The following is a 12582-nucleotide window of genomic DNA, read 5'->3' on the forward strand; positions in this document are numbered from 1 at the left end:
GTCCTGAAGATGGGACCGGGGCAGCGGTAACTGGCGGCGGGGAGATTGGGGTAGGCGCGGGTGGAGCGGTGAACGATCCCGCGATCGCCGCAGATGGGGACGGGGCGGCAGCAGGCGGTGCTCCCCCTTGGGCGACTGGGGGCAGAAGGGCTGTGGGAAGCAGGCCCACCAGAATCACTTCAAGCCAGAGGCGGGGTTGGGTGGAATGTTTAAGTTGGGCTTCAACACTACGCAGGTGTTGTTGGCCTTGCAGAATCAGACGGGTGTCCCACGATCGCGCAAAATCGACCAGTTGGGTCCAGGTGGGTCCCGTGAGGGCAACCAGATCACTGCGATCAGGCGCGGTTTTCGCAATCAATAAATCCCGGTAGAAACTCGCCAGATTTTGCAACACCGTCAGTGGTTCCCGGCCCCGGTCCAGCAGTTGGCGAGTACAGTCAATCACGGCGGTGGGATCATTGGCCGCGATCGCCTGCAATAGCACCAACAAATCCCGTTCCGGCACAGCGCCCACCAGATCCCACACGCGATCGGCGTTAATTTGCCCCACCGCCAAACTGAGTTGATCCAGCAAACTTTCGGCATCCCGTAAGCCCCCCTGGGCAATCTGGCCGACGAGGGTCAGGGCTTCCAGGGTGATATCGATCGTCTCAATCTCGGCAATTTTCTGCAAGTGGGCCACCATCGCATCGAGGGGAATGCGGCGGAAGTCGAAGCGTTGGCAGCGGGAAATAATTGTGGGCAGGACGCGCTGGGGATCGGTAGTGGCGAGGACAAAGACAACGCGATCGGGGGGTTCCTCCAGGGTTTTGAGCAAGGCATTAAAGGCAGCAGTGCTCAACATGTGGCACTCGTCGATCACATAGACCTTATAGCGACACTGTACCGGGGCAAACTGGGCACGCTCGATCAGTTCACGGATATTGTCCACCCCTGTATTACTGGCCGCATCGATTTCCGTCACATCCAACGCTGATCCCCGCGTGATCATCTGGCAGGCATCACACTGCCCGCAGGGGTGCGCCGTGGGCCGCTCGCTCGCCAGACAATTTAATGACTTTGCCAGAATCCGCGCACTCGAGGTTTTTCCCGTCCCCCGTGGTCCGGTAAATAAATAGGCCGGGGCAATTTTCTCCTGGGCGATCGCATTCGCTAGAGTCGTCGCGATCGCCGTTTGTCCCACCAGATCGGCAAACGTCTGGGGACGATATTTATGATGCAGGGGTTCGTAAGTCACCAGTCCACCAGCCCAACCAGGACAGAATACACCAACCACCACCGGGGGAGGACTATCCATCACCCAAGATTCAGTAGAATCCAGGATCAGTAGGACCCAAAAGCACATTACTGGGGCCATAGCCATGACGGCTATCTAGCAAGGATGCCCATCCGCCCCACGGATGTACGATCGCACGATGGCGATCGCGGTGAGCGACTGGATAGGCCCGCTCCCCGGAATATAGCTCATCCCAGCAGTACGACTAGGTCAATGGGACCATCTTAACCTGCTTCCCCCGTCCGCGTTGGGGGATTGACACTAGGAGGTTGGAGAACTCGCCACAAGCTGTTGCAAATAGGTCAAAAAGTGGGAAAGATCCATCGTCGAGTGAAGTTGATAGGGGAAAACCCGCAGATCTAACGCCTGGAGGAAGGGTACTGGGGGGTTAAAGTTAAGCACCACGATCATCCGCTGAGCTAATTCCGGATAGGTTGAGATTTGGGCTAAATAGGCGATCGGGTCAGCCAGGGTATCGCCTTGCACCAAAAGAAGATCGGGTTGCCAAACCGTGGCAAGTAAGGCCGCCTGCTCCAGATCGTCCGCCTCTAGTAAGCGGTGGTGGGATTGGTAGAACACACTGGCTAAATCGATCGGCACTGGTTCGGGGAGTGAGCTACCCAATGGCATAACCACTGGCGGATCGGGTAGCCATTGGCTAAGCGAGAGTAGGGTGAGGGGTTGCGTAGACGGAACCCTCGCCTTGACTTCACCCCGCGTAACCGCGAGACGCTCCAGCCAAGATTGGAGCAAGCTCATTTGGGTCGGTAGGGTTAAAATTCCATCTACTTGGGACTGGAGGAGCGAGGTGGGTGCGGAGTCCGGGACCGTAGCAATAATCGGGAGATGGGCAGTCGCTGGATCAGCTTGCAACACCGTTAGGATCGCCGTATCCGTATCGGCTAACCACGACTCATCCAGAAAAATGACGCTGGGTTGTAAACACTTGGCCTTTTCGAGCAGGTCCTGTGGGAAACGAGCCACAACCACTCGATATCCCAATGCCTGTAAGGGTGTAATCAAGGTTTGCCGATGAGAGGGCGGTTCAGTAACAAGCACGATCGCTGACCGGGAGGTGCTCGCGGACAACCTCTCCCCGCTCCCCTCAGCATCAGACCGGGGGAACTGGGTTAGTGGCCCATGCGGCTTCGACGACGGTAGGAGCAGGGTAAACTCACTCCCAACCCCTGGCTGCGAGAGAAAACTGATGACTCCCCCATGTAACCGAACCAGCCGGTAGGTCAACGCCAGCCCCAACCCCACGCCCCCTGGATAGGGACTGTGGGCAAACTGTAATTGCTGCAACTTCTGGAAAATTCGGGACTGTTCCGCCTCAGGGATGCCCATACCCGTATCCCAAACGGTCAAAGCCAGCCAATGCGGGTGCCAGCGACTCACCCGCAACCCAACCTGATCCGTTGCAGTCGAGAACTGAAGCGCATTCCTCAATAAATGGGTCAGCATTTGACACAGCCGCAGTTCATCTGCAACTAAATATTCGGCCCGACCATCGATCTCCCAATCTTGCTGAATCACACGACACGACACCGGGGCAGGCGAGGCCGTTGTCAGGGAACTGGACGCCACGGCAGGGAGATCCCCTTGAAGGGATTGGGCGATCGCCCGTTCACACACCGCCACCAGATCAACGGGTTTCCAACTGAGTTTCAGTTGCCCCAAATCCAGACACGCCAGTTCAAAACTTTGGTTGGCAAGGGTCGTCAATAAGCGGGCATTGTGGTGAATAAGCTGGAGATACTGCTGTTGGCGAGGATTCAGGGGGCCTACTGCCGCCGTTTGCACCAAGCTTGCCAAGCCTAGGATAGCTGAGAGCGGCGTTTTAATATCATGGCTGAGGGACAGTAAAAATTCATCTTTAGCCTGTGCTTGCAGCCAAAGCTCCCCATTCTCCGCCATCAAGCTCTGATTCTGGGTATAGAGTGGCGTCACTTCGATCGCAGCTAACAGCCGCATTGGGCCAGCATCCGCTGGGGCGGGGTTACCCCCTAAGTACTGATCCGCTTCCCAGACCTGGCCCCGGTCCCCCCCCTGGATGGGTAGGGGCAAGGACAAGAACTGCCACACCTGCTCTTCCCCAGTATCCAGGGTACACAGGTAGGCATAGGCATGACGCAGGGGGGTGGGGGTAGTATCTATCCCCGTCGGGGGCGCAGTGGGAACATCCGGGGGACGATCGCCAAAGGTCTGAGACCAAGCCTGATTCTGCCCCCATATCATGCCCGTATCGGTTTGCAACTGAAGGGGGAATGGCAAACTATCTAGCCACTGCCATCCCAAGGGTAGGGTGGATAGGGGCGTCAGGGTTGGTGGTGCCAAAGTCCTCGTTCCCCAGGACAAGAGCAATTTTCCCCGTGGCGATCTAGCGCCTCCCCCAGGTTCAGTGACTGTCATCTCCCCAATCTGGGGGCGCGATTGTCGCCGCGACGCTGTCAGTTTAGGCGAATGTGAGGATGTAACGACTGGCCCCAGCGGCTGGCCCCAAGGGGCGGACGACTGGCGGTCCCATTGACTAGCCAGCCAGGATAGGGCAAGCGCACCGTTGAGTAATCCCAGGAATTGGCCTTGCTCAGTCACGATCGCCCAGTGCCCCCCTTCTTGACGAGCCAGGTGTGCACACAGCTCAGGTAAGGAGAGGGAAACCGGTAGCAAGCCAATCGGTTCAACGCAAGGGGTAGCTGCAAGGCTCACAGGGGGTAGATCAGTAGTAGTCACTGCCCCCGTCGTCAACAAGGATGAGGCCAGCGGTTGGTAGGCCAAAAGACGGTGTAAACGGACAACCCCGATGGGATGTTGCTGAGTATCCAGCATCACGCCAATACTAGAATCTGCCTGGAGTAACCGGGTAACCAGGTCAGTCAGCTCCGTATCTGCTGAGCAGATGGCAACAGGGTGGGTGATGCGGGCGATCGGCAAAGAGGGCATGAGATTCCGGTAACGAGCAAGCGGCAAGGGGCATTAAAGACCAGCAGCCATTGAGAGCCAACTAGGCATCAGCTTAAACGTACACTCCAAGCTTTGCCGTCGCCGAAGCACCGATCGACGGCAAAGCCATCTTGTCCAAAGCATTTGGCCCAATTGGCAGACGGGCTATGTACGACAGGGCTATCAGAACAACCTTTATATAGAGATCAACCCTATAGGGATCATAATATCCCTGGCCGGAGGTTGTCAGGGACAGTCGGGGGGCTATGTGGTAGAAGGTAAACCCTGTGTGACTTTTCCCTAAGTTTTCAGGCTGGGAATGAAGACTTTTGCGGCTTTACAGTTACAATTAGTAAAGTTGTAAACATCTGTAACTAATTGCGGCAGTGGCAGGTACTGGGAAGAAGCTCGTGACCTCAGCACTGACACGGGGAGTTGCAGGCTAACAAAACATTACCCTTTGCCCGGTTATCAGTGTGGTACGTTCCAGCTTAGCAATTTGCTCTTTGCTCAATTCTGATGCCCTAGCCAAAGCATTATCCCACGCGCTTGGGCGAGGGCGCTATCATCTCTCGCAGTTCCACCACGCCCAGGAGTTCCTCGAGTTTGTGTGCCAGGAAGAGCGCAATATTGATTGTTTAATTTTGCAAGAGAGTCCGGTCCTCGCCAAAGTTGCAGAGAGTCTTCACCAAAGCTCAGTAATGTTACCTACTCTGATTGTCTGTAACGAGGATTTGCCGGCTACTGTAGGTGCGGATGAGCACCCTGGTGCTGAACCGCTGAATCCCCATAAACCCTTTTACCATGCAGCTGAAGTCAAGATTTCGCTGAATGCCCTCAATCAAGTCGGTACTGAAATTGATCATGCTATCCGGGAATTTCTACGTTTGTCGCCCACAAATCTTGGTACAGACGCGGAGGATGCTCTGATAGTCAATCTGTCAGATCCGCCAGTGGAATTGCAAATACAGCAACGGCGACTTGCCGAGAAACTAAAGGAACGGCTGGGATATCTTGGTGTGTATTACAAGCGAGACCCCAAAAACTTTTTGCGGAATTTGTCACTAGCGGATCGTCATGCCTTCATGGAAAAGCTAAAGGCAAATTATCGTAACATTGTTATCTTATACTTTTCTGATGAAGAGACTCTCAATAAACAGATTGACGAATTCGTCAACGATGCATTTTTTTCCGATATTCCTGTTACCCAAATCGTCGAACTACACATGGAATTGATGGATCAGCTATCCAAACAACTCAAGCTAGAAGGTAGAAATGAAGATATTCTCCTAGACTATCGTTTAACCTTGATTGATGTGCTGTCTCATCTGTGCGAGATGTATCGACGATCGATTCCACGAGAATCCTAAACTGACGACCTTGACTTGTATTTTCTGGTTGCGATGGTTCTATGAATCCTTTAAAGAAGACCTACATTCTTAAGCTTTACGTGGCTGGTAATACGCCCAATTCAGTGCGGGCATTAAAGATGCTTAAAAATATTCTGGAAGAAGAGTTTCAGGGCATCTATGCGCTTAAGGTCATTGATGTCCTACAAAATCCACAGCTAGCTGAGGAAGATAAGATTTTAGCGACCCCAACCCTGTCCAAAATTTTACCCCCACCCGTGCGTAAGATTATCGGCGATCTCTCCGATCGCGAGCGAGTATTGATTGGCCTTGATCTTCTCTACGATGAGTTACGGGAAGATGAATTAGACTTTTAGCTGATGAGTCATGCTCTTCAAGTTCAGTAAGCGGTTGCCATCGGCAGATGGCCAGCGATCACTCTCTCTAGGGGCAAAGTTGCTAGCTTTATACCTATGTCCTGGGACCAGGGGGCAGGAGCAAACTACTTACCTCAAGCCATCCGGGACCTCCGTGGAGTCTGCGGAGAATCAGTCCCCACTGTCAATTGCCAACAACAAGCCATTTGGGGGTACCTCGGAGAATACCCATCCTGCGCCTCCAAGCCACGTTATTCCGTCAGTTGGGGCAGTTGAACTCCCCCCATTCCAGATTAATCCCAGTGCCGTTGGGCAAGTTAGGTTGTACGCTTGATCAAGGAGTTGGGTTGGGAATAGCGGGTATAGCTCGTTTAGACACCATTGTGGCCCATCTAAAGAAAAATCACTCACTTATATTGAGCCAACTTCAATGATCAAAGCTAATAAAAGCGTTTATTATGCTACAGGACAGTTTTCAAAAACACCGTGTTTACTGGGATGAATGGGTTTATCCGCAGGCGCAACTCTAAATAAATGTGAAGGACCCCTGTAATGAGAGAGCGCTGTCGGCAATCGAATTTGGTATCTAGGTATACAGGCGTATGAGTCAGTTTGAACAACTTGGTTCCCAACCTGCGGCTGAGGCAGGCTCCAATGTACGGGCGATCCAGAAAATCCGCACGATGATTGAAGGGTTTGATGACATTACCCACGGGGGTCTTCCCATTGGTCGCACAACCCTGGTCAGTGGCACGTCTGGGACCGGAAAAACGTTGCTAGCGGCTCAATTCCTGCGTAATGGGATTGCCCATTTTGATGAGCCGGGGGTATTTGTCACCTTCGAGGAGTCGCCCACGGATATTGTCAAGAATGCCCAAAGCTTTGGTTGGAAACTGGATGAACTGATTGAGCAGGGAAAGTTATTTATTCTGGATGCTTCACCGGACCCAGAAGGGCAGGATGTGGTGGGGGGCTTTGATCTATCGGCCCTGATTGAGCGAATTAATTACGCGATTAACAAGTACAAGGCTAAACGGGTTTCGATCGACTCCATCACCGCCGTCTTTCAACAGTATGATGCCGCCTCCGTCGTCCGGCGGGAAATTTTCCGGCTGGTGGCCCGTCTGAAGCAGGTGGGGGTCACCACGATCATGACCACGGAGCGGGAGGAGGAATATGGTCCCGTGGCGCGGTTCGGGGTGGAGGAATTTGTCTCGGACAACGTGGCGATTGTGCGCAATGTCCTGGACGGGGAACGGCGGCGGCGCACGATCGAGATCCTGAAACTACGGGGTACCACCCACATGAAGGGGGAATATCCGTTCACGATTACCAATGAAGGGATTAACATTTTCCCACTGGGGGCCATGCGTCTCACCCAGCGATCGTCCAACGTGCGGATTTCCTCTGGGGTCAAAACCCTGGACGAAATGTGCGGCGGCGGTTTCTTCAAGGATTCGATCATCCTGGTCACAGGCGCAACCGGGACGGGCAAAACGCTACTGGTCAGCAAGTTTCTGCAAAATGCCTGCATGAATGGAGAACGGGCGATCCTATTTGCCTACGAGGAATCCCGCGCTCAACTCATGCGCAATGCCTACTCCTGGGGTACCGATTTTGAGGAGATGGAGCACAAGGGCTTGCTGAAAATCCTCTGTGCCTATCCAGAATCGGCGGGGCTGGAAGATCATTTGCAAATTATCCGGTCCTATATTTCCGAATTTAAGCCCGCCTGTATCGCGATCGACTCCCTCTCAGCCCTAGCCCGTGGCGTCAGCAACAACGCCTTCCGGCAATTCATCATTGGGGTGACGGGCTATGCCAAGCAGGAGGAAATCACCGGCTTTTTCACCAACACGACCGACCAATTCATGGGGTCCCACTCGATTACCGATTCCCACATTTCCACGATTACCGACACGATCCTGATGTTGCAGTATGTGGAAATTCGCGGCGAGATGGCACGGGCGATCAATGTCTTCAAAATGCGGGGATCTTGGCACGATAAGGGCATCCGCGAATACATCATCAGCGAACAAGGACCGGAAATTCAGGATTCCTTCCGCAACTACGAGCGAATTATCAGTGGTGTGCCCACACGAGTGGCCATTGATGAGAAGAGTGAGTTGTCCCGGATTGTTAAGGGGGTCCAGGGAAAAGCCCCCGATGAGGAGTTGCTCGAAGATCTGTAGGGTATCTCAAAACGATCGCTTGAATCTGGCCGATCGCGGCGATCGGGGGAGATGCCAGCGGTGGTTATCTCCCCCCGTCAGGCTTAGCCCTTAGCTGGTTCTAAATTCTCAGCCCCGCTGATCACCTTAGCTGAGATAATCTTGTCCCCCTGCTTGAGCTTACCCAGCACTTCCTTGCCCTCGGTCACATAGCCGAAAACCGAGTAGCGACCATCCAGCAGGTTTGACCCGGCGGGGGTCAGTTCTGGTTGAAAGAGCAGGAAGAAGAATTGTGACGAACCGCCATTGGGGTCATCGCCGGGACGGGCCATTGCCAGGGTGCCATAGGCGGAGAAGGGCAGCACCGGATATTCAAGGTAACGACCAGCGGTTTCCAGGGTCACGCCATAGATGGGTAGGGGATCGTCCTGCACGCGGATTTCCAATGGGATAGCCCGATAGGCTTTGGTCTTGGGATCGATAAAGCCCGTGGCCTCACCGGGGGGGTCACCAGCTTGCAGCACATAACCATCCTCAGCGCGGGTAAATTCCAACCCATCGTAGAAACCCCGTTGGACCAAATCCACAAAGTTGCCCGCTGTAACCGGGGCATTGTAGCCATCAACCACGATGGTCAAATCACCGCGTTCGGTTTTCATAGCGATCGTCGCCCGTCCCTTGAGTTGGGGGAGGGTCTGATAGGCATCAGGAACCGGGAAGGGGAAGGCTTGCACCATGTATTCCTCCAGTTCACCCACCAGATCGAGGGCTTGGGCACGATCGGTCCACACGGCCTCCTTATCCTTGGCTTCCGTGCTGGCTTGCAGGCGATCGAGGGTCGTCTCAAGGGTCGTCAGGATTTCGGCTGCTCTAGCTTGATGCTCTGGGGTTACACTGGCGAGAAGATCTTCCCGTTGGCGATCGAGAACCCGACGGGCTTGTTGCACATCCCGCGCCACCGCTGGCCACCGTCGATTGGCCCGTAACTGGGTGTTGATATCTTCCAGACTGGATTGCAACTCCCGCACGGGCGGATTATCAATGGGCAGGGCATAGCGCAGGAGGGCTTTACCATCGGTAATCGGATTCCCCGCAGGCAGCGCCGCCAGCACCATTACCTGGGCAGGTGTCGCGGCCAACCCCAGACATAGGCACAAGGCCACCGCGATCGCTCCCCCCTTCAGGCAACGAGAGATAACCACGGACCAGGATGATAGCTTGTAAAGCAAATGCAACATAATGAGGTGAATTGATATCGTCTTTTGGTAGCCGCTAACGCATGGGACGCAAAGGCGAGAACCCTGGCACATGGAACCGTTGAAACGCTAGCACGTTGGGGCTGCTTCCTATCTTGCCATAGGGCTGTTCTCCCATTGCAATTCGGGTTAGAAACTGGGATAAGAAACCAGAAAACTTGGAGAAGCCGCGACAGAGGGGTAGAATAAAATGCCGATTGTTCTCTCCGAGTGGCGGATTCATGATCTCCAGCAACGACTTTCGCACGGGCACCACGATCGAACTGGATGGTTCGGTTTGGCGGGTGCAAGAGTTTCTGCACGTTAAACCTGGTAAAGGTTCGGCGTTTGTCCGCACCAAGTTGAAAAATGTTCAAAGTGGTAACGTCGTCGAGCGTACCTTCCGGGCGGGGGAAATGGTCCCCCAGGCAACCCTGGAAAAACGGACGATGCAACATACCTATAAGGACGGCGAAGATTTCGTCTTTATGGATATGAATACCTATGAGGAAGGTCATTTACGGGCTGACCAGATTGGCGATCGCGTCAAGTACATCAAGGAAGGCATGGAAGTCAATGTCATCTTCTGGGGACATCAGGTGATTGAAGTGGAACTGCCCAACTCGGTGACCCTAGAAGTGACGGAAACCGATCCGGGTGTCAAGGGTGACACAGCCACGGGGGGGACCAAGCCCGCGATCGTTGAAACTGGGGCACAGGTCATGGTTCCCCTGTTCATTTCCGTGGGCGAACGGATTCGCATTGATACACGTACAGATTCCTACCTGGGTCGAGAATAAGCCGTGCAACTAGAATTTAGTGAACTGCGGGATCTCTTAACCACCCTCGATCAAACCGAGATTGAGGAGTTGACGTTAAAGGCAACGGACTTTGAACTCACGATTCGGCGGCGATCGGCCCTCGTCACCCAGGAAGTGTCCCCTGCCTTGGCTGTCACCCCAGCCCCCCTGCCACCGCCAGAGGTCGCGATCCCTTCGGCTGCTGCCCCCACGTCCCCAGCAGCCCCTGTTGCGTCGCCCCAGGATACCACCCGTGAGTCGGTGCCACCGCCATCTAGTGCCAGTAGCCGTTTGCTAGAAATTACCTCACCGATGGTGGGGACTTTCTATCGAGCGCCTGCCCCCGATGAGCCGCCCTATGTCGAAGTCGGCGATCGCGTTCGGGTGGGCCAAACCGTCTGTATTTTAGAAGCGATGAAGCTGATGAATGAGTTGGAATCAGAAGTCAGCGGCACGATCGTGGAGATTTTGATCGAAAATGCGGACCCAGTGGAGTTTGGCCAAGTCCTGATGCGGGTCAAGCCCGATTGATTCAGCGAACGCGTCGTCTGTCAAGCTTAATTGGGTAGGTTGGGGTCAAACGCAGGGCGACCCAAGAAAGCACGTGAACGGGTTGGGTCTTGTAAACTCGACACCACACCGACACACGCCCCCATTGCAGGGACGACAGACCCCTCATAGCCCGAAAAGTAAATTCTGCCGGGTTTGGAGTGCGGGCTTTAGTCTGCAACAGCTAAAAACGACTAAAGTCGTTACTACGAGCCGGGTTTGGAGTGCGGGCTTTAGCCTGCAACGGCTAAAAACGACTAAAGTCGTTACTACGAGCGACGAACGGGGTAATGCTGGATGCGGCTAGTGAACCCGTTAGTAAACCTGCGGATCGGGCAAGGAGTGGGTCGGTGTGCGGGAATAGTTATCGGATGGGGTGTAGGGTCCTGATTCTGGTGCAGATTCCCACTCAGGGCGCGTGGCTCCCTGGTTATCCCAGGTAGAGTAGGGATCGGCGATCGGGTCCGCCGAGTCTTGGGGCTGGAAGCCATTCGCCTGCACGCGATCGGCTACCCGCTCTTGTTGTTCAAACCAATCCTGGCCCAGTTGGATCGTGATATCGGAACCGAGATCGCCCGTACTTTCCACCCGCACCTCGCCAAACCCCAAAACCTGTTGCAGGGCTGTTGCACTTTGGAAGTCACCCCGTTGGGCCACAATGCGAGTCACGGCGGCTGGCTCCTGGCGCATAGTAACCTTATCCGCCGTGTAGACGTTGCTATAGCCCGCCTGCCGGAGGGCTTCCGCGAGGAAGTGCAGGGTGGTGTCCGATTCTCCCGTATCGTCTCGCAGGGCCACGCGCAGCATGGCGGGGGTGGGGGGCGGCAGGGAATCGTAGCCATGATCAAAATAGGTGGCAACGAGTTCATCAATGCGTTGGTAGCTGGGTATCCAGTAACTCAAATTATCGCCAAAATCATTGGGGCCGCTAAAGTCTCCTGGCAACATGAGCATTTGGACTTGGGCACGATCGACCTCACTGGCAAAGCCCACCAACGCGAGCAGTTCTTCCACGCTCAGGTTGGTGTCGATATGGGACTGGATCACCGACAGGATTTTCGGCAGGCGGGTAATGGTCATGGGGGTGAGGGTTTGCTCCACCAGGGCACGCATGAGCAACTGTTGCCGCTGGACCCGGCCAATGTCGCCATACTCGTCATAGCGGAAACGGAGGAATTGCAGGGCCGTATCGCCATCCAGGTGTTGCTTACCCGCCTTCAGGTTGATATAGAGGCGCTGGCTATCATCCTGATAGCGCATATCCTTGGGCACGTTCACTGTCACCCCCCCCAGGGCTTCGACTAGCTTGCCCACCCCCTGGACGTTAATCCGCACGTAGCGATCGATGCCCACCCCACCCAGGAGTTCACTAATGGCCTTGGCACTCAGGGCAGGCCCGCCAAAGGCATTCGCCGCGTTAATCTTGGTCACGCCGTGGCCTTCAACATTCGTGCGCGTGTCACGGGGAATCGACAGCACACTCAGGCGGTTATTGGCCGGATCGAAGCGCAGCAGCAACATCGTGTCCGACAGGCCCTCAAAGGAATTCACGAGGGCGTGGTAACCCAAATTCTTGGTTTCTGGAGGCGGCTCATCCAGATCCGAACTCAGCACCTTCACCCCCAACACCAAAATATTCACGGGGCGGGTGAGTTCGGGCAGACGCAAATTTCGGGAGGAGGCAATGCGATCGTCTCCGGCAAACACCGCCGCTTCCTCAGCACTGAGTTGTCGCTGCATCAGAGGCGTACTATTTAAGGAAAGCGCGACCAACGCACCCGCCGTTGCCGACAGGGTCGCCGCCCCTAGCAGGCTGAGCATCAACCACAGGCAGCCCAACCGCCGCTTTTTCGCGACCTTCCGCTTGCCAACAGGCGCAACC

At 54.9% G+C, this 12582-nt stretch carries 9 protein-coding genes; 5 read left to right on the forward strand and 4 right to left on the reverse strand.

Going from position 1 to position 12582, the window contains the following annotated elements; translation table 11 throughout:
* Both ACWIUF_RS04450 and ACWIUF_RS04455 read right to left on the reverse strand, forming a co-directional pair.
* Window positions 1-1297, reverse strand: a 1297-nt coding sequence (locus ACWIUF_RS04450) for a DNA polymerase III subunit gamma/tau (protein WP_448571033.1), incomplete at its 3' end; no start/stop codon positions are given.
* A gap of 240 nt (window positions 1298-1537) precedes the next feature.
* Window positions 1538-4219: an ATP-binding protein gene (locus tag ACWIUF_RS04455; RefSeq protein ID WP_448571034.1), complete on the reverse strand. Its 2682-nt coding sequence runs from the start codon at window positions 4217-4219 to the stop codon at window positions 1538-1540.
* A 476-nt stretch (window positions 4220-4695) separates the two neighbouring features.
* On the opposite strand from ACWIUF_RS04455, the gene ACWIUF_RS04460 reads away from it, so the two are divergent.
* The 3 genes from ACWIUF_RS04460 (at window position 4696) to kaiC (ending at window position 8137) form a co-directional block, all read left to right on the forward strand.
* On the forward strand, window positions 4696-5589 hold the full coding sequence (locus ACWIUF_RS04460; RefSeq protein ID WP_448571035.1) for a circadian clock protein KaiA: 894 nt from the start codon (window positions 4696-4698) through the stop codon (window positions 5587-5589).
* A gap of 41 nt (window positions 5590-5630) precedes the next feature.
* The gene (gene kaiB / locus ACWIUF_RS04465) at window positions 5631-5945 is read left to right on the forward strand and encodes a circadian clock protein KaiB (protein ID WP_448571037.1); all 315 of its coding nucleotides are present in this window, start codon (window positions 5631-5633) and stop codon (window positions 5943-5945) included.
* Between the two features lie 602 nt (window positions 5946-6547).
* On the forward strand, window positions 6548-8137 hold the full coding sequence (gene kaiC, locus ACWIUF_RS04470) for a circadian clock protein KaiC (RefSeq protein ID WP_448571039.1): 1590 nt from the start codon (window positions 6548-6550) through the stop codon (window positions 8135-8137).
* 83 nt (window positions 8138-8220) lie between these two features.
* Here the strand turns inward: kaiC and ACWIUF_RS04475 are convergent, their stop codons facing one another.
* Window positions 8221-9318, reverse strand: a complete 1098-nt coding sequence (locus tag ACWIUF_RS04475; protein WP_448571041.1) for a peptidylprolyl isomerase — start codon at window positions 9316-9318, stop codon at window positions 8221-8223.
* A 275-nt stretch (window positions 9319-9593) separates the two neighbouring features.
* On the opposite strand from ACWIUF_RS04475, the gene efp reads away from it, so the two are divergent.
* Window positions 9594-10151: an elongation factor P gene (gene efp, locus ACWIUF_RS04480; RefSeq protein ID WP_448571042.1), complete on the forward strand. Its 558-nt coding sequence runs from the start codon at window positions 9594-9596 to the stop codon at window positions 10149-10151.
* 3 nt (window positions 10152-10154) lie between these two features.
* The gene (gene accB / locus ACWIUF_RS04485) at window positions 10155-10682 is read left to right on the forward strand and encodes an acetyl-CoA carboxylase biotin carboxyl carrier protein (RefSeq protein ID WP_448571044.1); all 528 of its coding nucleotides are present in this window, start codon (window positions 10155-10157) and stop codon (window positions 10680-10682) included.
* 333 nt (window positions 10683-11015) lie between these two features.
* Here the strand turns inward: accB and ACWIUF_RS04490 are convergent.
* The coding region (locus ACWIUF_RS04490) for an LCP family protein (RefSeq protein WP_448571045.1) at window positions 11016-12582 on the reverse strand (1567 nt) is incomplete at its 5' end.

It is taken from the genome of Trichothermofontia sp. (assembly GCF_053493415.1).